Here is a 25,306-nt window from a genome sequence, read left to right as displayed (position 1 = left end):
CTTCCTACTCATGTGAGAGGTAGGTGCGTTTACAGAACCTCGGCTACGCCGTCACCGCGCACCGTGCCCAAGGGGCCACCGTCGACACCGCACACGCGGTCGTCCACTCACCGGAAGTGACCCGAGAATCCCTCTACGTCGCGATGACCCGCGGCCGCGAATCCAACCGCGTCTACGTCGCCACCGACGAGCATCACCTCGAGGAGCATCAGCACCGTGAGGACCTGCAGAACACCGCCCGGAGCATCCTCTACGGGATCCTGCAGCACCCTGGCGCAGAGCTCTCCGCACACGACACGATCACCGTGGAGCAGGACTTCTGGGGCTCACTCGAGCAACTCGCGGCCGAGTACGACACCATCGCACAAGTCGCCGGACAGGAACGCTGGATCGCCCTCCTGCACGCCGGAGGCCTCACGGCGGAGACGATCGACGAGCTCGTCGAGACAGACGCCTTCGGGATCCTCACCACCGAGCTGCGCAGGCTCGAAGCCGACGGGCACGACATCGACAGTCTTCTCCCGCGCATCATCCAGGTTGGAGGACTGGACGAGGTGCAGGATCTCGGGTCGCTGCTGCGTTACAGGCTCCAGCGCATCACGGCGGCCTACCAGCCTGCTCCGCAGCGGACCGCCAGGATGATCGCCGGCCTGGTCCCGCGCGCGACCGGGATCACCGATCCCGCGATGAGGCAAGCCCTCGACGAGCGGGAGCAGCTCATGGAGCAGCGCATCGATGCCCTGGTCGAGAAGCTCCTCAAGCAGCCAGAGCCCTGGTTGACGGGACTCGACGAGACCGCTCCCGCAGAGGGTGAGGCTGCGGCACGGGCGGTCATTGCGTACCGCGACCGGTGGGGCGTCACCTCGAGCAGCCCACTCGGAGCGGTGCCCGGCGACGATGCTCAGCGCGTCGACTACGAACGCGCCCAGGGCGTGCTCGTGAGCCTTCAGCAGACCGAGCACTCCCCGGAGGAAGTGCGGTCCAGACGGAGTCAGAGGCGGTCGATTTCCTGATGTATGCGGCCGATATTCTTAGTGCATGACGCCAACGAACCGCGCGCGGATCTCTCGCCAGACGCGCTCAAACGTGTTCGATTGGCTCTCGCTTTCCGAGTACGACTGGTCGGGGCGGCTGCAGCATCCGCAGTTCCTCGCCCGGCTCTACGACTTGGAGGAGCTGCCGAGCAGAGACCACAGGTACCGCACTGCCAGCGGCGACATCTACCAGCACATGGTGAACAACTGGGACTGGGAGGATGACTGGGTCTTCAACGACGACCGTTTCCAGCTTCGTAACGGCAGCGACGAGACGTTCCTCAACTTCTTAGCCGAGACAGTCCATCCCATTGTCCGCGACGATCCAGACGCCGCTGCCGCGATGGTCGCTGCCTACAATGACACCCTCCGCCGAGATGGGTATGAGCTCATCGAGACAGACCGTTTCGGAGATCGCATCATCTATGGCTGGCGTCAGATTTCCGCGTATTACGCCCCAACCGAGCTAACGCTCGCCAAGACGCCCGACCTCACCGAGAACTCTGTGCTGCGCCGTCACCTCGATCTAATCAACCGCGACCTCAGCTCAGATCCCGCTGCGGCGATCTCCTCCTGCAAGAACCTCCTCGAGAGCCAGTGCAAGATCGTGCTCACGGATCTGGATATCGAGTTCTCCGAACGAGACGAGCTCCCGGCTCTTTTCGCAAGCACCGCATCGGCACTCGCGATCAATGCCGACGCGGTAGACGGCAGCAAGCGCGGCAGCGACGCCCTCCGCAAAGCGATGCGCGCCCTCTCCACTCTCGTGCAGTCCGTCGCGGAGGCACGCAACTCAATCGGCGACGGGCATGGCTCCGTCAACGAGAGCCCCGCGACTCCACGACATGCACGCCTCGTGTTCAACTCGACTGTTGCAGTCGCGCAGTTCATCGCCGACACCTGGCACGAAACCTCCCATGAGCAAAAGGCTGCGCTGGGCTCCTCCTTCTGACGCTTCTCCACTCCAATCCGCAAGCGGAACTCCACCGCTCTTCCGCACTCCAACCGAGCAGCGTAGACTGCGAAATGGCAGGACAGACCACGCGCGAAGCCTGACGTCGGGCGGAGCAGACCGCCCCAAGAAGCCTCGGGGCACTCACCACACAGGACCAGCCACATCGAAGTGCTCCCGTGTGAAAAGTGAGGCCATCATGAATCTCATGCAGCGTCTGTGGAACGCCAGCGTCCGCACCCGCATCTTCCTGCGCCGCCGCAGCCGTACTTGTCATGCTGACACCTATCGAGGACAGCAGACACTGACCCAGTGCGCTCCGGTGGCCACCACTTCGTGCCACCGGAGCGCGCTGACCGCGGCGGCATGCCCGGGCGCATGTCGTGCCCTGGGTTCGGTTCCGTGGTGAGGACGAGCCGCGGGCGCGGGCATCTGTTGCTGGACATCCAGCAGGCCGACGGCCAGACCATCCTGGTGTAACTGAACGCGAGCATGGCTGGGCAGATCGTGGTGGTCGCCGGCTATCGCTGGTCGCCCGCGTGGCGGGCCGCATATCGGGCCCACGGTTCTGCGGACTTTTCGGCGTGGAGGAAGGCGACGTGGTGGCTGTAGCCGAGTGCGTCGGCGACTAGCGACGGTGGGCATTGGAGGACGAGCTCGCCGAGGGCGCTGTTGCGGGCGCCGAGGAGGTTCACGCCGAGGGCTCGCAGTCTGTCCATCACGGTGTTGGGGTGGAGGTGTCGTCCGGCGAGGATGCTTGGGAACATCCAGGGGCTGTCCGTCCCTGCCGCTGTCCGGAGGTTGGGCCGAGCATCGCGGTGCTGGCGGATCATGTTGGCGAACGGCTCAGGCACGTCCACTGGATGGCGGCCGAGCTGGATTCTCATGCCGTGAGGGCTCTCGGCGATGGCCTCGGTCGTCAGAGTGACGACTTTGACCAGTGGTTGCGCGTAGAGGAGCAGGAGCATGCCGGCGACGCGGTAGGGGAGTGACTCGCTGGTCCCGGTGAGCAATTCGCGGATCCAGGCAAGTCTCTGCTCCTGGCTCAGGGACGGGCTCGATCGGGGAGTGCGATGCGCGACCGTGACACCGGTGTTCAAGCGGGACTTCTTGGCGAGCTGGAAGAAGTTCCTGATCATGGTGCGAGTGGTCGGTCCGCCTGCCAGCCACTCGTCGGCGTCTTGCTGGGTGCAGGTCGCGGCGGTGCGGTGGTGTGTCTGGTGCAGCCAGGTCAGGAACTTGACTGTCTCGGTGATCTCTTGCTTCGCTGAGTGCACCGGGCCGCGCGTGTTGGCGCCTGCTTCGGATTTGGCGCGGATGTTGCGTAGGTGGTGCCAGGTCGCGAAGTGCTGGACGGGCTGACGGACCTCGGCGGGGAGCCCTTCTAACTTGACGGCGATCCACTCCTCGAATCGGTGCAGGTAGGCATCGCGGTAGGGGAGTAGGCCGTGATGTTGCAGGAGTGCTCGGATGTGTTCGGTCGGCTTGCCGGGAACGGCGTCGAGGCCTTCGTGGGAGATCGGGATCGTGCCGTCGCCAAGGCCACGCAGGAGCGTCTGGACCTTGGGGGATCGCTTCCAGACGAGGATCGACTCGGGTCGCTCGGATGCGCATAGCGCGTCGACCAGACCGCGCAGAGCGGGGTGTTCCGGCTCGCCGCCGAGGACCTGGTGGAGGTCGGCGCGAAGCGCACATCGGGCGCAGAGCCGCCCTCGGTGATGCCCGGCTTCGGTGTCGCAGCTGTCGCAATGGAAGTCGTGGGGGATCTCCGCGCAGGTCGCGCAGATCGGACCGCCGCCGGCGCTTGCGGGTCCTGGTAGCAGGCGGTCTTGGAGGCACTCCGGGCAGACGCCTCGGGTGTGGACGGCGTTGTAGTAGCAGATGTTGCAGAGCCGGCCCTCCGGCCATGTGACGGCGACCCGCGGGATCTTGCGGCCGCAGCGTGCGCACGGGTTCCCGGTCGTCGAGGTGATGCGTGGACGACCCTGGATGGTGGAGCGGGGGGACAGGCCTGCTGGTCCTCGACTCGCCACGGCAGCCATCCCTACTCGTCGAGAATGTTCGCGCGCCGGGGTCGAACTGATCGGTCGAGGCTGACGACGTTGGAGCCGGGCTCGGTCGCGGTCTTCCGGCGCCGGACGTCCGCGGCGGTTGTCGTGACCAGATCGGCTGGTGTGCACTCGAAGATGTCGCAGAGTGCGGCGATAACTTGGAGCGAGACGCGCTCCGGCCGCTGATTGACGAGGCGGTAGACCTGCGGTCGGGAGAGCGTGATGTCCCGTTCGCCGAGCAGCGGGATGAGATCGGTCGTGTTGTGCAGACCTCTGGCCGCCATCAGCTCGGCCAGGCGCCACTGGTAGTCGACCTTGCGTTTCATGGTGTTCCATCCTTCGTGGTGCGGGCCAGGGCCTCGTTGACGGTCCTGTCGAGAGCGCTGCGGAGCGTGCTGCGCCGGAACTCGTCGCCGACGAACTGGTAGATGCCGGTCGTCGAGGCGTACTCGTGCCCCATCTGGTCCTGGACGAACCGTGGGTCCCAGCCAGCCTCCAACAGATGCGTAGCGTAGGAGCGTCGGAACGAGTGCAGATCGAGCCCGTCCGAAAGTCCGAGCTCGTCGCAGTAGCGGCGTAGCCGGCGCAGCAGCGCCGGTTCTCCGACCAGGCCGCCGCGTTCGCTGGGGAACAGGTCGAGTGTGTCGGGCTCACCGCGACCGTTGGCGAGCCAGTCCTCGAGGATCGGAGGCGTCCATCGCCAGACGGTGAGCACGCTGCGGGGTTTGTAGGGCGAGGAGCGCTTTGACTTGCCGTAGCGGACCTTGCAGACGCCGAACCGGCCGAACTCGCGCGCATGCGGGTTGCGGGCGAAGTCGACGAGCTGCAGGTGTCGCAACTCGTTGAAGCGGAGGCCGTAGGCGTAGGCGATCTTCATCATGACCGCATCGCGATAGGCCGCCTGCCAGCCCTTGCGTCCCGACCGCCCCATGCGTTCGACCTCATCGTCGGCGTAGACGAAGAGTCGATCGAGCTCGGACCGCGTGTAGGGACGCTTCGTGGGTCCGCCGTCGTACTCCTGGACGTGCGGTGCGGAGTTCCAGTCGAAGAAGACCTGCGCCGGGTGGGTGCCGAAGTACTGCTCGCAGACCCGGTCCCATCCGTAGTCGGGGTTGCTGACGTAGCTCGTGAACGCCCGAAGCGCAGAGTGGTAGCTGCGCAGCGTGGAGCGAGAGACGTGTCGGACGGTGCGCAGGTCGGCCGAGAACTCCTCGACCATCGCCGGCGTCCAGTTCCACGGATCCTCGTTCATGTGCTCAACGAACCGGCGCACACAGCGCAGCCGCTGCTCGATCGTCGCGAACTGCAGGTTCCTGGAGAGCTGCTGGTTGCGCCAGCCGTCCAGCATGAGCTGGAGCACCTGCTCCTCGGGCCGAAGGACCGGCAGCGAGGGCACCACCGAGACCCGACCCACACCGTCGACGTGCATCCGACACCTCGTTCCGCGGTTGCATCCAATGAGTCAATGATGCATCCGATGAGACGCCAAGGGTATACGTGCTGGTCAACGGCGTGTCTGCGGGCTCTGTTGCAAAGATTGGCGGCAGTCAGAGGTAGGCTGTCGCTCTGCGCCGATCAGGCGGCTGCTGCGAAATGGTGGTTGAGCATGCCCATGGCCTCCGTCAGCGCCGAGGGCCCAATGCCAAAAGCTCTCTCCACAAGGCGCACCTCGCCCCTGATGCCGGGCTGCAGGCACCAGGAGCGAGCCTGTCCTTTGCGCAGGGCTCGCATGACTTCGAATCCCTTGATCGTGGCATAGGCCGTGGGGATCGATTTGAAACCGCGCACCGGCTTGATCAGTATCTTGAGCTTTCCGTGATCGGCCTCGATCACGTTATTGAGATACTTCACCTGCCGGTGGGCCGTCTCCCGGTCCAGCTTTCCTTCGCGCTTCAATTCGGTGATCGCTGCACCATAGCTCGGCGCTTTGTCGGTATTGAGCGTGGCAGGCTTTTCCCAGTGCTTCAGGCCTCGCAGGGCCTTGCCCAGGAACCGCTTCGCTGCCTTGGCGCTGCGGGTCGGCGACAGGTAGAAATCGATCGTGTCGCCCCGCTTGTCGACTGCCCGGTACAGGTAGGTCCACTTGCCCCGCACCTTGACGTAGGTTTCATCCAGGCGCCAGCTCGGATCAAAGCCACGCCGCCAGAACCAGCGCAGCCGCTTCTCCATCTCCGGGGCGTAGCACTGGACCCAGCGATAGATCGTCGTATGGTCGACCGAAATGCCGCGTTCCGCCAGCATTTCCTCAAGGTCGCGATAGCTGATCGGATAGCGACAATACCAGCGCACCGCCCACAGGATCACATCACCCTGGAAATGGCGCCACTTGAAATCCGTCATCGTTCCGTCCGTCCAATCTCCGCCAAGCATGCTCAAGCTTCACGATTTTTGCAACAGAGCCTCACATCACCCTGGAAATGGCGCCACTTGAAATCCGTCATCGTTCCGTCCGTCCAATCTCCGCCAAGCATGCTCAAGCTTCACGATTTTTGCAACAGAGCCATATCGACAACCTCTCGCGCAACCAAGACATCGCGGTCGGACTGCAAGTGATCTTGAAGCCACGGGCCCGTCCCACCCCGACATGGACCTCGATGCCCGAACGGACGTTAGATTTCGAGTTCTAGGTGTGATGTCCAGGGACGTTGTTGAGTCGGTCGAAGGGTACGCCGCCAATCGCAGAGTGGTGTCGGTGGTGGTTGTAGAAGTGGAGCCAGCCGGGCAGCGCCAGGCGTCGTTCGGCCTCTGAACCGTAAAACCTGGCATAGGCCCAGCCGTCCCCGAGCGTGCGGTGGAATCGCTCGATCTTCCCGTTCGTCTGCGGCCGGTAGGGGCGTGTCCGCTTGTGTCGGATGCCGAGCCGAGCGCAGAAGTCCCTCCATGCGTGGGATCTGTATGCCGACCCGTTGTCGGATAGGACTCGCTCGACGGTCACGCCTCGTTCGGCGAACCAGGCCACGGCGCGTTCGAGAACTCCCACCGCTGTGCTCGCCTGCTCATCCGACCAGATTTCTGCGTATGCGACGCGGGAGTGGTCGTCGATGACTGTGTGAACGAACGCCGTCCCGGTGCGCGGCTTGTGATCTTTTCCTCGTGGTAATCCCGGAGTCGCGAGCTTGTTCCGTGCGCCTTGCTGCCGACCTACGTAACGATGTCCACCGCCGTCGGGGATGTTGCCGAACTTCGTGACATCGACATGAATCAACGATCCCGGATGAGGATGCTCATATCGCCGCAATGGCTCGCCAGTGACACGATCGATATGCGAGAGGCGGTTCACGCGGCAACGGACGAGGACCGCGTGAACAGTCGACGTCGAGAGACCAAGTCGCGCAGCGATCTGGGCTGGCCCCAGTCGAAGCCGCCAGCGCAGGTTGATGATCTTCTTCTTGACATGCTCGGGCGTCCTGCCTGGGATCCGGTGCGGCTTGCTGGAGCGATCCTGCATCCCAAACTCACCCTCTTCCCGGTAGCGGCCTGCCCATTTCCGGGCAGTGATCGGGGAGACCATGAACATCTTTGCGGCGATCGTGGCCGGATAGCCGTCTTCGACAATCAGCCGGGCTAACCGGAGACGGGCACGAGGAGTGAGAAGAGCGTTCGGATGGGTCATCAATTGGCCTCCGCCGCGGTCTTCGTAAGCGCGCGTCTGGTGAGAAGCATGATGACGAGAGCGATCGCTGTCAGCACCGAAGCGACCCAAACCGGCGCGAGCAGCCCCAGCCCGGTCGCGAGCCCGAGCGCACCAAGCACGGGCCCCGCTGCAGCTCCGATATTCAATGCTGCGGTTGCGTACGAACCGCCCATCGTTGGCGCACCCGATGCTGCATACAGCACACGCGTGATCAGAGTACTGCCGACGCCGAACGACAGGAATCCCTGAACGAGGACGAGGACGATAAGCGCGACGGGATGAGATGCGACCACTGCCAACACGATCCAGCCTGTCAGCAATAGCGGTCCGCCGACTGCGAGCACGAGGCCAGGTCGTTGATCTGATAGTCGTCCTGCGATCGTGACGCCAAGGAACGATCCGATGCCGAACATCACCAGCGCGACGGACACCCACGCTTCGGCCAAGCCCGCGGTCTCGGTCACGATGGGTGCCAGGAAGGTGAATGCCGCAAAGGTCCCTCCGTTGATCAGCGCTCCGAGTACCATGGCCAGGATGAGCCGCGGCGTCGCCAACTGGCTGAGCTCGACACGGAGCCTTGGTGAGGTCGCGCTAGTCTCGCTCCGACCAACATTGTTCGTGACGCCACGAATGACTCCAACGGCCGCGGGAATACAGAGGATGGCGATCGCCCAGAACGTCGTTCGCCAGCCCAGCGCTGTGCCGAGCAGTGCCCCGGCGGGGACGCCCACGACGGTTGCGATCGTCGTGCCGGAGAGCAGGATCGACAGTGCACGCCCCTTCTGGTTCGCTGGCACGAGGGTAGTGGCCGTGCTCAGTGCTACGGCGAGGAATCCTGCGTTTGCGAGAGCGCTGAGCACCCGGGTGATGAGCAGGAGAGAGAACACTGGTGTCATCGCTCCGATGACGTGGCTTCCCGCGAACACGAGAAGGCAAACGATCAATGTGAGCCGCGGTGGCCAACGGCGAGCGAATGCCGCCATCACTGGCGCGCCGACGACCATACCGACTGCGAATGCGGAGGTCAGCAGGCCCGCAGTGCCGACCGAGACGTCAAGTTCGGTCGCGATCGCGGGGAGCAATCCCGCGAGCATGAATTCTGAAGTGCCCATGACGAAGACCGCCAGGGCAAGCATGTAGAGGGCAAAAGGCATCGAGTACTCCGAGGTGTGAGATCAAGAAATGGTTCTTCTTGTCACCACGGCCAGCGCCCCGGGTACGCCAGACATACGCCCACACAGATCGTGGGCGTCGTAACTAGTGGTTCAAGGGGCTGGCGGTGTGACCGACAACCCCTGACCTGTCTGATTCGGGACTCGACATGCCCCAAACTCTAACATGCCTTCAATGGCGAGCGGTCTGGACAGATACTTCTTGAATCGGCACGGTGTCATTACGGGCGGGGGCCAGAACAACGTCCCTGGACATCACATCTAGGCGTTCTGCGATGAAGGTTGGATCCCAGCCGGGATTGAAAGTGTCGACGTGGGTGAATCCGAGCCGCTCGTATAGGCCACGCAGGTTCGGGTGGCAGTCGAGCCGCAGCTTGGCGCACCCCTGCGTTCGCGCGGCATGGCGGCAAGCCTCGATCAGCGCGGAGCTGACACCCCGGCCCGCATGTGTCCGTCGCACCGCGAGCTTGTGCAGATATGCGGCCTCCCCCTTGAGGGCGTCGGGCCAGAACTCGGGATCCTCGGCCGACAAGGTGCAACAGCCGACGATGCCGTCGCTGCAACTCGCGACTAGGAGCTCGGATCTCAGGACGAAGGTCTCCGCGAATGTCCGGTCGATCCGCGCGACGTCCCAGGCGGGCGTTCCCTTGGCGGACATCCACGCCGCAGCGTCGTGCATCAGCCGCACAACCTCGTCGATATCACCCGAGCAGGCGACCCGAACGTTCGGAGGCTCCTCGCTGTCCATTCGCTCCCCTGGCGCGGTATGAACCGCCGCCTCATAGTGCAGTTTGATCCTGACGAGCCCAGCATGTCTGCGCCCACCTTCGCGGAACCTGACCAGGGTCCGCTAGCGGGCGGCCGGAAGGTGAATGCTAGGCATGATCTAACCCTCGGTCTCTGGCGTCGCGACTGCGAAATTTCGCGAGGGTTTCCGAGAAGGTGATTGCGCTTCGCAGATCTCCAGGCGCGTGGGTGCGGACGTAGTCAGCGCCATTGCCGATCGCGTGAAGTTCCGCCGCAAGGCTCGCTGGACCCAGATCCTTTACAGGAAGGCCAACGGTGGCGCCCAAGAAGGATTTCCGCGACACCGAGACCAATAGCGGAAGCCCCAACGCCGACTTCAGCTTTTGAAGGTTCGACAGCACGTGCAGCGATGTTTCCGGTGCGGGGCTCAAGAAAAATCCCATCCCCGGATCGAGGATGAGCCGGTCGGCAGCGACCCCGCTCCGTCGCAAGGCGGAAACCCGCGCCTCGAAGAACCGCACAATCTCGTCGAGCGCGTCTTCGGGTCGAAGGTGACCGGTGCGGGTGGCGATGCCATCCCGCTGCGCTGAGTGCATAACCACCAGCCTGCAGTCCGCCTCAGCAATATCGGGATAGAGCGCAGGGTCAGGAAATCCTTGGATATCGTTCAGGTAGCCCACGCCGCGCTTGAGCGCATAGCGCTGGGTTTCCGGTTGGAAGCTGTCGATTGAAACACGGTGCATCTGATCGGACAGGGCGTCTAAGAGCGGCGCAATACGTCTGATCTCATCGGCCGGCGATACAGGCCTCGCGTCCGGATGGCTGGCGGCCGGTCCGACATCCACGACGTCTGATCCGACTCGCAGCATTTCGATCGCCGCGGTGACAGCGCCGGCGGGGTCTAGCCGCCGGCTCTCATCGAAGAAGGAGTCCTCGGTGAGATTCAGAATGCCGAACACCGTCACCATGGCGTCGGCCTCCGCAGCGACTTCCACGATGGGGATCGGGCGAGCAAAAAGGCAGCAATTATGAGCCCCATACCTACAAAGCCCCACGCATCAAGCTTTTGCCCATGAAGCAACCAGGCAATGGCTGTAATTATGACGACGCCGAGTCCCGACCAGACTGCATAAGCAACACCGACAGGGATGGATTTCAGAACCAGAGAAAGAAAATAAAATGCGATGCCATAACCGATTATGACAACGGCGGAAGGGGCAAGCTTAGTAAAGCCCTCGCTAGATTTTAATGCGGATGTTGCGATTACTTCGCCAACTATTGCGATAACAAGAAAAAGCCAGCCTTTCATGATATATCTCCCAATTTGTGTAGGGCTTATTATGCACGCTTAAAAATAATAAAAGCAGACTTGACCTGATAGTTTGGCTGTGAGCAATTATGTGCTTAGTGCATCTAACGCCGGAGTTAAGCCGCCGCGCGTAGCGCGGTCGGCTTGAACGAATTGTTAGACATCATTTACCAACTGACTTGATGATCTCGCCTTTCACAAAGCGAATAAATTCTTCCAAGTGATCTGCGCGTGAGGCCAAGTGATCTTCTTTTTGTCCCAGATAAGCTTGCTTAGCTTCAAGTAAGACGGGCTGATACTGGGCAGGTAGGCGTTTTATTGCCCAGTCGGCAGCGACATCCTTCGGCGCGATTTTGCCGGTTATTGCGCTGTACCAAATGCGGGACAACGTAAGCACTACATTTCGCTCATCGCCGGCCCAGTCGGGCTGCGAGTTCCATAGCTTCAAGGTTTCCCTCAGCGCCTCGAATAGATCCTGTTCAGGAACCGGGTCAAAGAATTCCTCCGCTGCCGGACCTACCAAGGCAACGCTATGTTCTCTTGCTTTTGTAAGCAGGATAGCTAGATCAATGTCGATCATGGCTGGCTCGAAGATACCCGCAAGAATGTCATTGCGCTGCCATTCTCCAAATTGCAGCTCGCGCTTAGCCGGATAACGCCACGGGATGATGTCGTCATGCACGACAAGGGTGACTTCTATAGCGCGGAGCGTCTCGCTCTCGCCAGGGAAAGCCGAAGCCTCCATAAGATCATTGAGCAATGCTCGCCGCGTCGTTTCATCAAGCTTTACGGCCACAGTAACCAACAAATCAATATCGCTGTATGGCTTCAGGCCGCCATCCACTGCGGAGCCGTACAAATGCACGGCCAGCAACGTTGATTCCAGATGGCGCTCAATGACGCTTAGCACCTCTGATAGTTGGTTCGAAATTTCGATGGTCACCGCTTCCCTCATGATGTCTAACTTTGTTTTAGGGCGACTGCCCTGCTGCGTAACATCGTTGCTGCTCCATAACATCAAACATCGACCCACGGCGTAACGCGCTTGCTGCTTGGATGCCCGAGGCATAGACTGTACAAAAAAACAGTCATAACAAGCCATGAAAACCGCCACTGCGCCGTTACCACCGCTGCGTTCGGTCAAGGTTCTGGACCAGTTGCGTGAGCGCATACGCTACTTGCATTATAGCTTACGAACCGAACAGGCTTATGTCCACTGGGTGGCTCTGTTGCAAAGATTGGCGGCAGTCAGAGGTAGGCTGTCGCTCTGCGCCGATCAGGCGGCTGCTGCGAAATGGTGGTTGAGCATGCCCATGGCCTCCGTCAGCGCCGAGGGCCCAATGCCAAAAGCTCTCTCCACAAGGCGCACCTCGCCCCTGATGCCGGGCTGCAGGCACCAGGGGCGAGCCTGTCCTTTGCGCAGGGCTCGCATGACTTCGAATCCCTTGATCGTGGCATAGGCCGTGGGGATCGATTTGAAACCGCGCACCGGCTTGATCAGTATCTTGAGCTTTCCGTGATCGGCCTCGATCACGTTATTGAGATACTTCACCTGCCGGTGGGCCGTCTCCCGGTCCAGCTTTCCTTCGCGCTTCAATTCGGTGATCGCTGCACCATAGCTCGGCGCTTTGTCGGTATTGAGCGTGGCAGGCTTTTCCCAGTGCTTCAGGCCTCGCAGGGCCTTGCCCAGGAACCGCTTCGCTGCCTTGGCGCTGCGGGTCGGCGACAGGTAGAAATCGATCGTGTCGCCCCGCTTGTCGACTGCCCGGTACAGGTAGGTCCACTTGCCCCGCACCTTGACGTAGGTTTCATCCAGGCGCCAGCTCGGATCAAAGCCACGCCGCCAGAACCAGCGCAGCCGCTTCTCCATCTCCGGGGCGTAGCACTGGACCCAGCGATAGATCGTCGTATGGTCGACCGAAATGCCGCGTTCCGCCAGCATTTCCTCAAGGTCGCGATAGCTGATCGGATAGCGACAATACCAGCGCACCGCCCACAGGATCACATCACCCTGGAAATGGCGCCACTTGAAATCCGTCATCGTTCCGTCCGTCCAATCTCCGCCAAGCATGCTCAAGCTTCACGATTTTTGCAACAGAGCCTGTCTGCGTAACCGGCTCAAACGCGTCCACGCACAGCCCCGGGCGCCTTACCGCTGCTCGACATCGTGTACGGAGAGGCATCTGCGCAGGTCAGAGCCCTCGCCAGACGTCTCGCAGCACCATGTCGCCCGGGGGACCGTGGTGATTCATCTGATGCAATACGCAGACTAGTAGTTCGGATAACTGTGATTATCGGCGGTTAGATTCACACCCCTTGAAGTGAGATGGGGCTGAGCTGAGATTAACACGCAGGGCCGCGGATCTGCACGGAAACGAGCAGACCTACGCCCGGGATCGCATGTCGACTCAAGACCACGCCGGGCAGCATCTGGCGTTCTGTCGTAGAGCCCTGCAGCAGGTGTCGGCGCTCTCTGAGAGGATGACGTCGTGTCCACCACCAAGCAGGCGAGCGACGACTCTGCGTCGGCGATCGTGTCCGATCTGCCCACTGAGGAGGAGTCGAGCTCGCGCAACTTGAAATGGGTCTGGTTGATCGTCGGCCTCGTCGTCGTCCTCGCCGGCGGGGTCGTTCGGCAGCTGTGGGGCGATGCGCTGGGTGAAAGCATCGCGGACTGGTGGACTGGCGTTGGCGGCTGGTGGCATACGGACGGTTGGTCATGGGTCAGTAACTGGCTGACGACTGCGGGCTTCGGTGGCTTCGCGGCCGTCGTCGCCGCGTCCCTGGCGTTTTCCGGTGCCCGCCATCAGGCGCGCCTGAACTCCTGGTGGCAGCGAGCTGAGTGGGCGCTCAATCTGTATACGAAGCCGGACGCGAAGGATATGGAACGTCGTGTGGGTGCTGCAGCTGTCGCGGCGTTGCAGAGCAGTCGGCTCGCGAAAAGGGACGAGAAGCGGTTCCTGGCCGAGGTCGCGGCGGCCGTGACCTTCGATCCAAAGGGCGACGGCGTGGGAACCGATGACTGGTCGGAGGCTGCCGCGGACGTCCAACCGTCCTCCACCACGAATGGGGACACGCCAGCAGCCTCGATTCCCGGTAACGGCAAGGAAGAACGCGTCCGTGATGAGCGTTGATCTTGATGACCGGTGCTGGTGTGGACTTTTCTCGCTACGGTGACGGATACTTGAAGCACATAGGACAGAGGGAGGTGCGTGATGACACAGGCAGAGCTTGAGAAGCGTGCTGGCCGTCCTGCCCCAACGCAAGCCGAGCGCCGGATCGCGGCCCGGATCGTTGTCGAAGGCAACAAGGCAACTCGGACGAAGACTCCGAAGTGGATCCTGGAGTTGGCGAAGTCAGCCTGAGTTTTTCATTGAGCCCCTGGCCGAACGGCCAGGGGCTCTGCTGTAGATGCGAGCCGCTGTGTTCGGGCCAGAGGAGTGTGCAGAGATGCGCAAGATCAAGCTGAATGATCCGCAGCCGAGCTACATCGAGCGTCCTGTAGACGACCCGAAGAGGGCGATGGACGGTGCTCGGAAGCAGATACGCGCTGAACGCAAGCGTCGTGCTCACTTCCTGATCACGTCGCCGGTGCGCCTCAGAGCCTCAGCGCAAGAGAGCGGAGGTGGCAGCGTGAGCACGCAGGAACCAACCGACGACTTCTCCGGGTCGACGCCACTCGAGATCTGCCAGAGCTATGCCGCCGGACGCATCTCTCGAGCCCGCCTCGTGGACGAACTCACGCGATTCCCCTACGTCCCGGGCGGCATGACGGACGGCTACGACTCCCTCATCGTTGACCCACCCGGCACCTGGTCAGAGGTCAGCGACGCGATGCGTCGAGGAATCATCGACGACGAGGTGTACGAGGAAGTGTTCAATCGTCGGCACGGACTCTCCGGGGAAAGCTGACGCTTTGCCCTGTCGATAGCCGGAACCAGTTTTCACACAGCACGGGGCTCGGGCACGATGACTCGTACTCGGTGGCCCCGACGAGTTCACCGCACGAGAACGGGTCGCTGGGGCGCTCGTATCTGAACCGATCGACACGCGTTCGTCGGTTCGGGCATCTACTCGGCTGTGCCGTCTCAGGACGGGATGTTAGCGATGGGCGCGTTGATCGTCGTGCGAAGCGCCTGGGCTGCGGAGCGCTCTTCGATGATCTGCTTGTCGAGCTCGGCGTTCTCGTGTCTCTTCGCCTCAAGCTTCGCGACGGCATGCCCTAACTGGCTGCGAGCCACCTCGACTTCAGCCTCGAGCGCTGCCTTCTCGGCCGCATACGTCTCGGCCGAGGCCGCGGCGGCGCGATCTGCCGCATCGAGTCTCTCGTCGGCGGCCGGCGACGCGCTGAGAGTGCTCGACGAGAGCTGCCGGCAGAGCAGCGATGGTGGCGGCTGACGCTGCCCGACCTTCGCGCCACTGCCGCAGGTACCGCGTCGCATCAGCATTGTTCACGCTCGCGCGCTCCCGCACTGATGCGACGGCGGGCTTGACGCCTTCGCGGTCGACCTCGTCCGTCGCGGCGTGGATGCGGGCTTCCGGTGTGGCTTCGTTGATCACGACCCCTGTGTCGACCAATCACGACCCCTACATCGACCATGGGTAGTAGTAGTAGTAGTAGTAGTAGTAGTAGTACTACTACTACTACTACCCGCAACATGGTGGCGCTGTGCGCATCGGCGTTACCTTCTCGGCCACCAGCTGGGGTTCAAGCCGATCTCCAGCAGAACGTGTGCCGAGCTGTTCGCTGCGGTGACTTCGCCTTCCTCAACGCTGTAGAGGAAGAGGGGCATCGCTGCTCGTTCGGCGGCCTCGAGAGCGCCGGTGGCGTATGCACCTGACGTGAAGAACAGAGGGCGTCGCTCCTGAGCATCTACGGCGGCCACGCCGATGTGCTCGCGAATAGCAGCGACCCCCACCGTGCCGGTGTAGTGCTTCACTTGTGCGATGAAGTGTTGGTTCTCGACGTCGATGCCGCCGTCGCCGACGAACCGAGTCACCGTCGCATTCTCGGCACCCATGTGGATCATCCAGTCCCGCACCCAGCTCTCCGCGCCCAACGCAGACACCCCGTATGGCTGCTGGTCGGGGTGTGCGTGGAGTACCTGCCACTGAGCGAGAGACTGCCGAGCAGGGGCAAGGACGGCCTCGAGCTGTCGATTGGCGGCCTCTTGCTGTCGATCTGCTCGCTCTTGCTCGGCCGCGAGCTCCGCTCGGATGCACGAGTGGAAATGCTCCAGCCCCTGATGCTTCGCTGACTTGATCACATCCATGTCGGGAGAGAGCCGGGCGAGGATCACACAGCCCACGGCGAAGATCACGAGGGCGATAAGCGCGTTTCCCAGCGCAACACCCGCAGCGACGGCGGAGGTGAGAACGACGACAGACCCGATCACGATCCATGGCAACCGCTTCGCGATAACGGACTTCACGTGAGCATCCAACGATCGCACTTCAGCGGCGTAGCTCTCCGCTGCCGCAGTCGAGAACTCACCGAGCACTCCGGGCCCTTCTTTACGGACGAGCGCCTGAGCGCGATCGGCAAGGTTGGCGTAGAAGCGCGCAGCGGTGTCCGTGAGGGTGGTCATACTCACCTGCTGTTCTGGAAAGGACGTTCATGGGCTCGGGCTCGGGCTCGGGGAGATCGACGCGGCGAATACGACAGCGGGGTCTCAGCGCGAGCTTATCTGCGCATGGCGACACAGCTCGGGCGCTCTCGGAACGGTGAACCCGCGGGCGCGCTGATACCGTCAGCACTATGGCACGCAGAATCATCCACCAGCTCGTCGACGACATCGACGGTGCGGTCCTTGACGACGGCGCAGGCGAGACGGTGAGCTTCGCGCTCGACGGGCGGCCGTACGAGATCGACCTCTCGGAGAAGAACGCGCTGGCTCTGCGCGATGCGCTCAACCCGTGGATCGACGCTGGACGCCGGGTCCCTGCCGGCGGCCGCCCTAGTCGTGGGCGCGGGCGACGCGGATCTCAGGCCAACCAGAGCAGCGCGGGTGCGAAGCGCGATCTCAGCGCCGTGCGCAGCTGGGCGCGGAAGAACGGACACGCGGTCTCTGACCGCGGCCGTGTGCCGGCGTCCGTGCTCGAGGCATACGACGCCGCGAACTGATTTCCGGCGTTGGACGCCGGCACTGTGCCGCAGCGGGAAGCGTCTTGTCGGCCACATGCCAGGCGATGTCCGTGGCTGCTCATAGGATGAGCACAGCACCGCTCGACGAGGGGTGTAAGGGGACCCGGGTCAAGGGGTCAGTATCCGATCGTGCGCTTTGCGCATATGATCGCCGGCCTACTCGGGACGCTGCAGCGCGTGAGGCTTCGCCGGCGGAACGGTGGAGAGATGACGAGCACTCCGGTGGCGGGCTGGTATCCAGACCCAGCTGATTTCACGCAGATGCGCTGGTGGGACGGCGCCGCGTGGACTGCGCACACGCGGTCGATCCCTCAGTCCGCTGCACCGTCCGGCCTGCAGACACTCCCGCCGCCGGCCAGTGGCACGGCGTTCTCCACTCGAGAAGGCGGAGAGTCCGGCGAGAAGGTCCGGAAGAAGCTTCCCCTGTGGGCGTGGGTTGTGATCGGCATCCTGACGCTAGCGGGGATACTCCTCTCTCCCATCTTCACGATGCTGTGGCTCGTAGTGCTGATCACCGGCATCGTCGCTCTGACGAAGAACACCCCGACCTGGCTGCGGTTCCCGAGCCGGAAGACGGCGACGATCGTCACGGCGATCTCCGCCGTGTGCTTCCTGCTCACCGGCAGCGTCGCCAACGCCGTCATCGGCGGCAATGCTGACCGCCCGAGTTCTGCTTCTCCGCCAACGACAGCTCTGGAGAGCCCTGGTCTGCCGTCGCCGTCCGCGGAGCCCACCGAGAGCTCGACACCGGCCGCCGTCGAGGAGGCAGAGTCTGTGCCGTTCGCGGGTGACTCGTCGACGGTCGCCGACACCTCGAGCACCGAGGGCATGACGGCGCTTCAGGTGCTGGAGACTCTGCCGGTGAAGGGCAGGGCGTCGAAGACCGGCTACGACCGCGACCTGTTCGGGCAGCGCTGGCTGGACGTCGACCGCAACGGGTGCGACACCCGCAATGACATCCTCGCCCGCGACCTCACCGCGATTGTGCGCTCGGGTTCATGCCGGGTGCTGACGGGCGCGCTGAACGACCCGTTCACCGGTCAGGCAATCAGCTTCGTCCGCGGCCAGGGCACCAGCGAGCTCGTGCAGATCGACCATGTCGTCGCGCTCTCGGATGCGTGGCAGAAGGGCGCGCAGCAGCTCACGGCGAACCAACGCGCGACATTCGCCAACGACCCCCTGAACCTCCTTGCTGTCGAGGGGTCTGCGAATGCGCAGAAGGGTGACGGTGATGCAGCCACCTGGCTGCCCAAGAACACGGGCTTTCGCTGCGAGTACGTTGCGCGTCAGGTCGCGGTAAAGGCCACGTACGGGTTGTGGGTCACTCAGGCTGAGCACGACGCGATCGCCCGCGTGCTGAGCGCGTGCCCCGAGGAGCCGGTGCTCACCTCAGGCTTCGCGAAGGTCGTGCCGGTGAAGCAGGAGCCGGCACCTGCACCTGCACCTGCTCCTGCGCCGGTGCCTGTGAAGGAAGAGCCCGCCCCTGCACCCCAGCCCGCGGCCCCAGCGCCTGCAGCACCGGCCCCTGCTCCCGCACCTGTGGAGAAGGCACCCGTATCCGTCTACTACGAGAACTGCACGGCGGTGCGCGCCGCGGGCGCTGCGCCGATTCGCACCGGAGACCCGGGGTACTCCCGCAAGCTCGACCGCGATGGTGACGGGGTGGCCTGCGAGTAGGTGCTACGGCTCGTGGCTAGTCAGCTCGCATCGCCGACGCCGGATACTTCCGAACTTTGGTTCAGATGCCGTGCGTAACCGTGGAACCTGCCGTGCGTTACCGCGGAGCTCAGCGGACCCTGGTCTCCACTGGCTCGAGTAGGAACATCGGGTCTACGAATGCGCCAACCCGGGCGACGACGTGCACGTTGGTGCCGACGCCAATCGCGTCAGGAACGTCACCCGTCAGATGCAGGTCGTTTGTGATGTTGACGTCGCGGAACTGGAAACTCGGACCGCCGTTCGAGTGAGTCTCGCTGTAATCCCCGTACGTGATGAGGATGTCGTACCGGGTCGCGTATCCCTCATGGCTGTTCATCGCCCCGATCGAGCCATCGAACTCGATCAACCGACCGGCGTATTGCTGCGCGAAAGCCGCGACAGTCGGACCGTCTGAGGGACCTGTGAGAAGAGCCGCGAGGACGGGGCTATTATCGACCGTCAACGGAGCCTCCTCAATTGGTGCCGTTGCGATCGGCTCGTCCGGCTTCTCCGAGGGCTCATCCCGCGGCGCGCCACCTTCTGCGCTGGAGGTGCTTGCCGGCGCCGGGGTGTCATCGCCGTCACCGCCCGTGATCGCAGCCATGATGGCGATGAAGGTGAAGAGAATCACGAGCACCCCGCCGAGGATCGCGTACATCTTCCACGGAGTCTTCGGCTTGGGGCGGCGGAAGACGAGCTCGGTGCGTAACTTGCCGGGCTTCTGGGTGACGTACTCCCAGCCGTCCCCTTCCCACTTCGAGATCATGAGCTTCTCGGTGCCACGGACCGTCTGGACGCTCCTGGTCTCATACTTCACCGTCTCGGACTCAGGGCGCACGTCACTGTCCGTCATTGGGTTCTCCCTCTGCAGATCCCGGGAGAACAGCTCACCGCCGGGTCATGGGGAGCATATCGGCTGGACGGTCAGTCCGAGAACGGACGCGAGCATCTGTCGTCTCATCCCGGTAAGGGCTTCAACCATGCGCAACAGTGCGCAGATGGATCAGCAACAGTCGTGCCGGAAAGCGTCCGCTGCAGCGCTTGAGTGTGCACGACGGCTACGTGAGCGGATAGGCGACCACCTCGGCGAGGCGATACCGCGCCCACCCGTCGCCGTCAGGTGCATCCCACTGAAGACTCCGGCCGGCGCGGTTCAAGCGATCGTGCTCGTCCTTAGTGACCCAGCACTTCTGGAGAAGTTGGCCGAAGATCGACAGCAGGTGGTCTGGTGACGTGGCAGGTCCTCCTGCGATCGGCTCCTGGCGCGTGTTCGATCGCGGATCAGCCTGGCTCGGATCGACGATCTCGACGATGATCCGCTTGAAGGGAATCACGTGCTCGACGACCCGTTCGGCCGGCTCCAGCTGCATCGCGTCCCGGGTCGCGAAGGCCGCCTCATGGCTGTCGTCGAGTACACGGAGTATCTGCCGAAGGCGGCGCGGGTACCCTCCGGACCCTTTGGTCCACAGGTTGCCGCCGGCCGCCAGGTGTGGCCGGACCTCCGTCTCGATGAAATCGAAGCAGCGGTCGCGGCGCGTGCACGGCGCTCATCGGGGCGCGAGGCGTTCATGGTGTGATCCTTCCATCGACGGGAGACCGGGTCGTATCCCTAGAGTGACCAGGGAGAGCGTCCGTTCGCTCGTCGCCAGTACCGATGGGAGCACCGCTTGATCACCTTCAAGGATTTCCTTCCCGTTCCGCAGCCGCAGCTCACGAAGGTGAAGTTCAACATGCGCGCGGGCGATGGCAGCGGTGAAGCGTGGGATTTCCTCATGGATGACCACGAGCGCTGGCTCAATTTTGGTCGCTGGCGCACGAAGCAGACGAACAACAACATGGGTGGCGCGCGGTACTTGCTGGCCTTCGCGCAGTATTACCCCTATGGGCCGCAGTACTTCATGTTCGGCGGCGCGTTCGAGGTGACCGAGATCAAACCCGATCGCCTCGACGACCTGGGGTACGAGCTGGCCCCGCTCCCGCTGCACGAGGAGTACATCAAGCGCCTGATCATCAAGCTCGACAGGCCCATCGGTCGTACTCCGTACCTGCGCCACTACGTGGGGCTTCAGGAGAGCCGGCTCGCCCCGCAGGTCTACGAGCTCGCACCCGACGTCAAGCTCGGCACGTTCCCCGGATACCAGAACGTCCGGCTGCGGCATCACGAACTGCAGCGCATCATCGCCGGCGACGAGCCCAGCTGGAAGGACGCGCTCTCCAGCGTCAAGGGCGTCTATGTCATCACCGACCTGAGCTGCGGGCGGCTGTACGTCGGGTCGGCGTCAGGGGAGGCGAATGGGCTGTGGCAGCGCTGGTTCAGCTACGCGCACTTGAAGAACCTCACCGGCGGCAACCGGGAGCTCGAGCAGCTCCGCAAGGATCTCGGCGATGGGCACATCGTGGAGAACTTCCAGTACTCGATTCTGGAGATCTTCGACCCCAAGACCCGAGCTGACACGATCCTGGCTCGCGAGTCGTTCTGGAAGAACGCGCTGGACAGCCGCGCGCACGGGATGAACTGGAACTGAGAGCTGGGGTTCAGCTGGTCGGGGCGTCAGGCTGTGAGAACTCGCGGCGCCTGATCACCTTGTCGACGCCTACGATGGCGGCGAGCTTGGTGACATCGCGGCCGCCGGGCACGCGGTTGAGCATGAACTCGGGCGGGAACTGCTCGAGCAGCGGGTTCTCGCCGGCGAACGAGCGCGCGGTCTTCAGCGCGAAGATGCGCGTGGTGTCGAGCGCGCGGAAGCTGTCGATCGAAATGATCGAGGTCTGCGGGTCTCCCCAGATGAGCCGGTCCAGGGGCTTCGTTCCGGTCCAGTGCTGCTTGATGCGCTTCAGGATGCCGGTGGTCTCGTTGGTCGCACCGACGTAGGCCTGACGGTACTCGTCGAGCACCATAATGTAGAGCCCGGCGACGCCGTCCCACTTCCTGAGGTCGGTGACCTCGACGATGCCGCGCTGGCTCTTCACAGCGCGCTGCAGAGCAGCATCGAACTCGCCGTGGTCGAGCGACGCGAAGTGCGACATGTTGAGGTCGAAGTTCGCCAGTGCCTGGGCTTGCATCTCCACGCACCAGGCGTCGGTGTAGATCCTGTGCTCGGCGTCCTCATAGAACTGATCGACCCTGTCCCAGAGTTCGGGATCCATGTCCCGTGTCCAGCGAGAGAGCGACGAGCGCTTGCTGATCCTGGCGTAGGTGTCGCGGGACATCCGGAGGCTCAGGCCACGGGTCGCGCGCACGGGGATGCCGAAGTGGATGGCGGACTCCGTGCTCCTGGTATTCGTGCCAGCCCGCCGGATGGAGACCGCGACGCCCCAGATCTTCCGCGGCGGTCGCGGCTGCCATCGGTGCCAGACGAGGGAGTGCCCGGAGTTGACGAGAGCCTGCAGTGCCGCGTTGGCCTCAGCGCCGATCTCGACGTTGAAGATGCGCGCGGGATCGAACTCGAGGTGTTCGTCTTCGGGGATGAGCTTGTGCTGGTCGAGCTCCCACGGGGCGGCGGCGACGACGAGGAAGCCGGCATCTGTCAGCTCGCGGCGCAGCTGGTCGGCCTGCTCGGCCGAAGGTGCCCACACGAGCGTCTCGCGCGGCGTGGTGGTGATCTCGAGTTCCATGAGACTCTAGCTCTCAGGGCCCCATGCGGCAGCCTCTGCGGCCATCGCGGCACGTGCAGCAGAGAGGCGGGCGAGCTTGCCGGGGTTCTTGTCCAGGTTGATCGGCGGCGTGAAGCGCACGATGACCGCGGTCTCGACGTCGCCCAGCGGGACGGGCATGCCCGCCGGCGCCGACCAAATGGCGAGCGTGAGTCGCGAGTGCATCCACTCATTGAGGCGCGCGTCTCCGCCGTCGGCGAGCCCGTAGTTCGAGAAGCGCTCCGGCTTCGCAAGATTGCGCGGCACGGCGTGCAGATCAAGCGCCTGGCGCAGGAGGGCTGCGAACGATCGGCGCACGGTGGAGCCGCCGGTGCGCGGCGTGGAGTTCGGGTTCGTGGCGAAGTGGCCGTTCAGATCGCGTGAGACCAGGCTCGCCTCGGCCTTGCCCACGTAAAGAGGCAGGTCGAGTGCCGGCTCGAGTTGGAGGTCGTGCCAGGCCTGCTCGTCGCCGTAGATGGCGTACAGGCCCGGGCGTGCGGGGACGTGCTGCGCGGCATCCGTGATCGCCCAGCGCTCACCAGTGAGCGTCGCGACGGCGGCCGCGGCGAGGTCCTCCAGGGAGGGTTCCGTCATGTGGTGACTCTACTGGCGTGACCGGCTTCTCCGAGCTGGCGCTCGTCGCCTCATCCCACCGACCTCCGAAGAGACCATTGTCGTCGGCGTATTGCCACGGCACCCACGACCACGCGTCGGGCTCATGCCCCGCATGCCAGACGTCGCCGAGACCGTCTGCGACCTCGATCTCGAGTCGGTCTAACATCATCCGATGTACGCGAACGACTTCGCCGCGGCGATGACTTCGCGGGCATCTCTGAGAGGATCGCCCTCACGCAACAGCTGGGCCGGAGCCTGGTCGTTCAGGGCCGGGTTCATGCCCTTGAACCAGGACTGGACCGTGGAGGTGTCGTACCGCTCGCGCAGGAGAGCTGCTGCGTAGAACGCGTGGCGCAGCCGCTCGCGGTCTACCTCTCCAGGCTCACCTGCGCCGTCCGCCCACGACGTGACCGAGCGTGCTGCCTTGACGCCTCCGATGTACGCCACCAGCCGGACGCCGATCATCTCCCGCAGTTGCACGATCAGCTCAGCGAAGGGAAGCCTGATCGAGTCTTCGTAGGCCCGCAGGGGGGGTCGCTGGTCGGAGGTGATCGTGGTGCTCATGACTCGATTCTACCGTCGAAATGCGCTGTAAAGATACGGTAGAAATGCATCCAAAAATGCAGCTATGGCGGTGCCCCTCAGCCGCTGAACGAGTCGTCGACGAGCGCCTGAATCGCGTGGGAGATGTCAGTGAAGCGTCCCTCGCGGATCGCGTTGACAGGGGTATCGTCCTGTAACCAGGGATTCGCACCGACGAACCAGGCGCGGGCGGTGTCCGGATCCTCAATACTCGAGATCCTGCGCCACTGCTCGGCGGCGAAGCGGATCCGCTCGGCGGCCCACGGCCACGGTTGGGGGCCGTTCTCCGATGCCCAGGACTCTGCCGTGTGGGAGTTCTTCGCACCCGCGAGTGCGGCCACCAGTGTCGGGCCTAGGGCCTCGGTGAGAGTGTGCACCAGCTCTCGCGGATCGGAGACCATCGTCGATTCTGCTTCGTGTTCAGTCACGATGCGTGCTCCCGTTCTGCTCGGTAGGTCGAACCTATCCGGTGCCACTGACTGTGCGGGATAAGCAGAGTCGAGCGTAGGCGCGTCGATCTAGCGCGTGAGCGCGACGGATAGGCTCTGTCCATGGAAGCCTCCCCGTCCTTCGACCGGGACGCGTGGGATGCGCAGACGGCGCGCGCCAGCCGCCGTCGCACGGCGCGGAGCATTCTCATCGTCGCGGCGGTGCTGTTCGCGTTGTTCTACGTCGCGCGCGTGGGATGGCTGTTCATGTGGGCGGACGAAGGTGATGTGCCGCCTTTGTCGTCCGTGCCGCTGCCTGATGGAGCCGCGGTACTCAACGAGACGGTTGGGTGCGGGAGCGGCGGGTGCTCTGTGGTGTTTCTCGTGCGGCCGCCCGAAGGTCAGTCCGCCGAGGAACTCGCTACGCAGATGGGTGCGACGCCGCAGCTGTCTGTCCCGGGCAACCTGTGGGATCCGCGCACGGTGTGGCTTTGGGCGGAGCCGGCAGCCGGCGCCCTGAAGATCACCGCCGACTACACGTCCAGCGAGTGGGTGCCGTAAGCCGAGCATGGCCGTGGCCAGTAGTGCGTCAGGGTCTCGTGTTGAACGCGCTGTGCCACGACCACGCCCGCAGTCTCTATCACCTCTGCTCGACTCGGTCGGCCTGGCCACTATGCTCCAGCTATGCCTGCGCCCTCACGTCTCGTCCTCGCAGCGGTTGTTGCGGTCCTGTTTCTCGCTGGGTGTGCCCCGCAGGTTGGTGACGCTCAGGTAGAGCAGTCGCCGTCACCCACCCTGACTCCGATCGTGGAACCCTTGAAGCTTCAGGGCCTCCAGGTTGGCGCGCCGCTGACACCTGCTCAAGCCAGGAAACTGAACGGGATGCGCGGCACGCTTCGCCCGTACGAAATGAACGACGGATCGTTCATCGTTCTGGACGTGAAGAAGTCGCTACCCGAGCCGGTCATGCAGGAGGTCGTTGCGTCAATCGGGGAATCCGACAGCTCCGACCTCGGCGCGTTCTTCCGGAAGACTGACGAGGCATCTGCGAAGACGGGCAAGACTCTCATCGTGGTGCGCTACATGTCCGCGTCCACGAAGGACGGCGAGCCGCTCACTGCCTGGATGGCAAGCTCCGCGGCAACGAGCTTCCCGGGGTTTAACGGAGGCAGCGCAGAGGAAGTCGCAGCTCAAGCGCGGGCGTGGGCTGACGAACAACGCGACCCGGCTCAGATGGAAGTCGTCATCGTTCCGAGCTGACGCTGCGACACTGACGGTGATGTGGCGTCACGATGCACGGAAGCTG

General features: G+C 63.5%; 31 protein-coding genes and 1 pseudogene. 11 read left to right on the top strand and 21 right to left on the bottom strand.

Annotated features, from left to right (window positions below; translation table 11 throughout):
* The first annotated feature begins 23 nt into the window (after window positions 1-23).
* The gene (locus tag PGB26_RS07155) at window positions 24-1,013 is read left to right on the top strand and encodes a C-terminal helicase domain-containing protein (RefSeq protein ID WP_182818768.1); all 990 of its coding nucleotides are present in this window, start codon (window positions 24-26) and stop codon (window positions 1,011-1,013) included.
* Window positions 1,014-1,038: 25 nt separating this feature from the next.
* Window positions 1,039-1,986, top strand: coding sequence for an abortive infection family protein (locus PGB26_RS07150; RefSeq protein WP_081473272.1), 948 nt, complete (start codon window positions 1,039-1,041; stop codon window positions 1,984-1,986).
* Between the two features lie 521 nt (window positions 1,987-2,507).
* On the opposite strand, the gene PGB26_RS07145 is transcribed toward PGB26_RS07150, so the two are convergent.
* The 12 genes from PGB26_RS07145 to PGB26_RS07090 form a co-directional block, all read right to left on the bottom strand.
* Entirely contained in the window at window positions 2,508-4,028 is a 1,521-nt protein-coding gene (locus PGB26_RS07145) for a recombinase XerD (protein WP_182818766.1), read from the bottom strand.
* 2 nt (window positions 4,029-4,030) lie between these two features.
* Window positions 4,031-4,363: a helix-turn-helix domain-containing protein gene (locus PGB26_RS07140; protein ID WP_064846257.1), complete on the bottom strand. Its 333-nt coding sequence runs from the start codon at window positions 4,361-4,363 to the stop codon at window positions 4,031-4,033.
* Window positions 4,360-5,466, bottom strand: coding sequence for a tyrosine-type recombinase/integrase (locus PGB26_RS07135; protein ID WP_064846256.1), 1,107 nt, complete (start codon window positions 5,464-5,466; stop codon window positions 4,360-4,362). The genes PGB26_RS07140 and PGB26_RS07135 overlap by 4 nt, the downstream gene beginning before the upstream one ends.
* A 146-nt stretch (window positions 5,467-5,612) precedes the next feature.
* Complete coding sequence (locus tag PGB26_RS07130) at window positions 5,613-6,377, bottom strand: IS6-like element IS6100 family transposase (RefSeq protein ID WP_271636978.1); 765 nt, start codon at window positions 6,375-6,377, stop codon at window positions 5,613-5,615.
* Between the two features lie 283 nt (window positions 6,378-6,660).
* The gene (locus tag PGB26_RS07125; RefSeq protein ID WP_011113072.1) at window positions 6,661-7,650 is read right to left on the bottom strand and encodes an IS481-like element IS5564 family transposase; all 990 of its coding nucleotides are present in this window, start codon (window positions 7,648-7,650) and stop codon (window positions 6,661-6,663) included.
* Entirely contained in the window at window positions 7,650-8,825 is a 1,176-nt protein-coding gene (cmx, locus tag PGB26_RS07120) for a chloramphenicol efflux MFS transporter Cmx (RefSeq protein WP_047217927.1), read from the bottom strand. The genes PGB26_RS07125 and cmx overlap by 1 nt, the downstream gene beginning before the upstream one ends.
* Before the next feature lie 21 nt (window positions 8,826-8,846).
* A complete protein-coding gene (locus PGB26_RS13895) occupies window positions 8,847-8,900 on the bottom strand; it encodes a chloramphenicol resistance leader peptide (protein ID WP_011113070.1) in 54 nt (17 codons plus the stop codon).
* Window positions 8,901-9,015: 115 nt separating this feature from the next.
* Entirely contained in the window at window positions 9,016-9,591 is a 576-nt protein-coding gene (locus tag PGB26_RS07115) for a GNAT family N-acetyltransferase (protein WP_071894505.1), read from the bottom strand.
* Between the two features lie 127 nt (window positions 9,592-9,718).
* On the bottom strand, window positions 9,719-10,558 hold the full coding sequence (sul1, locus tag PGB26_RS07110) for a sulfonamide-resistant dihydropteroate synthase Sul1 (RefSeq protein WP_000259031.1): 840 nt from the start codon (window positions 10,556-10,558) through the stop codon (window positions 9,719-9,721).
* The gene (locus PGB26_RS07105) at window positions 10,552-10,899 is read right to left on the bottom strand and encodes a quaternary ammonium compound efflux SMR transporter QacE delta 1 (RefSeq protein WP_000679427.1); all 348 of its coding nucleotides are present in this window, start codon (window positions 10,897-10,899) and stop codon (window positions 10,552-10,554) included. The genes sul1 and PGB26_RS07105 overlap by 7 nt, the downstream gene beginning before the upstream one ends.
* Before the next feature lie 163 nt (window positions 10,900-11,062).
* Window positions 11,063-11,854: an ANT(3'')-Ia family aminoglycoside nucleotidyltransferase AadA2 gene (locus PGB26_RS07100; RefSeq protein ID WP_001206356.1), complete on the bottom strand. Its 792-nt coding sequence runs from the start codon at window positions 11,852-11,854 to the stop codon at window positions 11,063-11,065.
* Window positions 11,855-12,175: 321 nt separating this feature from the next.
* Complete coding sequence (locus PGB26_RS07090; protein WP_001389365.1) at window positions 12,176-12,940, bottom strand: IS6-like element IS6100 family transposase; 765 nt, start codon at window positions 12,938-12,940, stop codon at window positions 12,176-12,178.
* 448 nt (window positions 12,941-13,388) lie between these two features.
* On the opposite strand from PGB26_RS07090, the gene PGB26_RS07085 reads away from it, so the two are divergent.
* Window positions 13,389-14,033, top strand: a complete 645-nt coding sequence (locus PGB26_RS07085; protein WP_271636975.1) for a hypothetical protein — start codon at window positions 13,389-13,391, stop codon at window positions 14,031-14,033.
* A gap of 316 nt (window positions 14,034-14,349) precedes the next feature.
* Window positions 14,350-14,811 carry a hypothetical protein gene (locus PGB26_RS07080; RefSeq protein WP_271636974.1) on the top strand — a complete coding sequence of 154 codons (462 nt, stop codon included), beginning with the start codon at window positions 14,350-14,352 and terminating at the stop codon, window positions 14,809-14,811.
* Between the two features lie 176 nt (window positions 14,812-14,987).
* Here PGB26_RS07080 and PGB26_RS13890 read toward each other — a convergent pair whose 3' ends face one another.
* The 3 genes from PGB26_RS13890 to PGB26_RS07070 form a co-directional block, all read right to left on the bottom strand.
* Entirely contained in the window at window positions 14,988-15,140 is a 153-nt protein-coding gene (locus PGB26_RS13890) for a hypothetical protein (RefSeq protein WP_442922973.1), read from the bottom strand.
* A gap of 7 nt (window positions 15,141-15,147) precedes the next feature.
* The gene (locus PGB26_RS13885; protein ID WP_442922972.1) at window positions 15,148-15,459 is read right to left on the bottom strand and encodes a DNA-binding protein; all 312 of its coding nucleotides are present in this window, start codon (window positions 15,457-15,459) and stop codon (window positions 15,148-15,150) included.
* Window positions 15,460-15,581: 122 nt separating this feature from the next.
* Complete coding sequence (locus tag PGB26_RS07070; protein ID WP_271636972.1) at window positions 15,582-16,487, bottom strand: restriction endonuclease; 906 nt, start codon at window positions 16,485-16,487, stop codon at window positions 15,582-15,584.
* A 170-nt stretch (window positions 16,488-16,657) separates the two neighbouring features.
* On the opposite strand from PGB26_RS07070, the gene PGB26_RS07065 reads away from it, so the two are divergent.
* The 3 genes and pseudogenes from PGB26_RS07065 to PGB26_RS07060 all read left to right on the top strand — a co-directional run bounded on the left by PGB26_RS07065 (window position 16,658) and on the right by PGB26_RS07060 (window position 18,721).
* On the top strand, window positions 16,658-17,023 hold the full coding sequence (locus tag PGB26_RS07065; RefSeq protein WP_271636971.1) for a histone-like nucleoid-structuring protein Lsr2: 366 nt from the start codon (window positions 16,658-16,660) through the stop codon (window positions 17,021-17,023).
* Window positions 17,024-17,188: 165 nt separating this feature from the next.
* Window positions 17,189-17,323: pseudogene (locus tag PGB26_RS13850) on the top strand (DUF2510 domain-containing protein); the annotation flags it as partial.
* A 210-nt stretch (window positions 17,324-17,533) separates the two neighbouring features.
* Window positions 17,534-18,721, top strand: coding sequence for a GmrSD restriction endonuclease domain-containing protein (locus tag PGB26_RS07060; protein ID WP_271639614.1), 1,188 nt, complete (start codon window positions 17,534-17,536; stop codon window positions 18,719-18,721).
* 109 nt (window positions 18,722-18,830) lie between these two features.
* Here the strand turns inward: PGB26_RS07060 and PGB26_RS07055 are convergent, their stop codons facing one another.
* Window positions 18,831-19,595, bottom strand: coding sequence for a DUF4839 domain-containing protein (locus PGB26_RS07055; RefSeq protein WP_271636970.1), 765 nt, complete (start codon window positions 19,593-19,595; stop codon window positions 18,831-18,833).
* A gap of 205 nt (window positions 19,596-19,800) precedes the next feature.
* Entirely contained in the window at window positions 19,801-20,112 is a 312-nt protein-coding gene (locus PGB26_RS07050; protein WP_271636969.1) for a hypothetical protein, read from the bottom strand.
* Between the two features lie 27 nt (window positions 20,113-20,139).
* Between PGB26_RS07050 and PGB26_RS07045 the strand changes: the two genes are divergently transcribed.
* Both PGB26_RS07045 and PGB26_RS07040 read left to right on the top strand, forming a co-directional pair.
* Window positions 20,140-20,319 (top strand): hypothetical protein, encoded by a 180-nt coding sequence (locus tag PGB26_RS07045; protein WP_271636968.1) that lies wholly within the window; start codon window positions 20,140-20,142, stop codon window positions 20,317-20,319.
* Window positions 20,320-20,409: 90 nt separating this feature from the next.
* Window positions 20,410-21,267, top strand: coding sequence for a GIY-YIG nuclease family protein (locus tag PGB26_RS07040; protein WP_271636967.1), 858 nt, complete (start codon window positions 20,410-20,412; stop codon window positions 21,265-21,267).
* Window positions 21,268-21,277: 10 nt separating this feature from the next.
* Here the strand turns inward: PGB26_RS07040 and PGB26_RS07035 are convergent, their stop codons facing one another.
* The 4 genes from PGB26_RS07035 to PGB26_RS07020 form a co-directional block, all read right to left on the bottom strand.
* Window positions 21,278-22,357, bottom strand: coding sequence for a hypothetical protein (locus PGB26_RS07035; protein WP_271636966.1), 1,080 nt, complete (start codon window positions 22,355-22,357; stop codon window positions 21,278-21,280).
* Window positions 22,358-22,363: 6 nt separating this feature from the next.
* A complete protein-coding gene (locus PGB26_RS07030) occupies window positions 22,364-22,969 on the bottom strand; it encodes a GIY-YIG nuclease family protein (RefSeq protein WP_271636965.1) in 606 nt (201 codons plus the stop codon).
* A 186-nt stretch (window positions 22,970-23,155) separates the two neighbouring features.
* Window positions 23,156-23,554, bottom strand: coding sequence for a hypothetical protein (locus PGB26_RS07025; RefSeq protein ID WP_271636964.1), 399 nt, complete (start codon window positions 23,552-23,554; stop codon window positions 23,156-23,158).
* 77 nt (window positions 23,555-23,631) lie between these two features.
* A complete protein-coding gene (locus PGB26_RS07020) occupies window positions 23,632-24,000 on the bottom strand; it encodes a hypothetical protein (protein WP_271636963.1) in 369 nt (122 codons plus the stop codon).
* Between the two features lie 123 nt (window positions 24,001-24,123).
* Between PGB26_RS07020 and PGB26_RS07015 the strand changes: the two genes are divergently transcribed.
* Window positions 24,124-24,561 carry a hypothetical protein gene (locus PGB26_RS07015; protein WP_271636962.1) on the top strand — a complete coding sequence of 146 codons (438 nt, stop codon included), beginning with the start codon at window positions 24,124-24,126 and terminating at the stop codon, window positions 24,559-24,561.
* 246 nt (window positions 24,562-24,807) lie between these two features.
* Window positions 24,808-25,260, top strand: coding sequence for a hypothetical protein (locus tag PGB26_RS07010; RefSeq protein ID WP_271636961.1), 453 nt, complete (start codon window positions 24,808-24,810; stop codon window positions 25,258-25,260).
* The last annotated feature ends 46 nt before the right edge of the window (window positions 25,261-25,306 follow it).

The sequence above is a fragment of the Microbacterium sp. nov. GSS16 genome, assembly GCF_028198145.1.
Taxonomy (GTDB): domain Bacteria; phylum Actinomycetota; class Actinomycetes; order Actinomycetales; family Microbacteriaceae; genus Microbacterium.
Note: the sequence above shows the minus strand (reverse complement) of the source record. Positions and strands in the feature narration are given on the sequence as shown.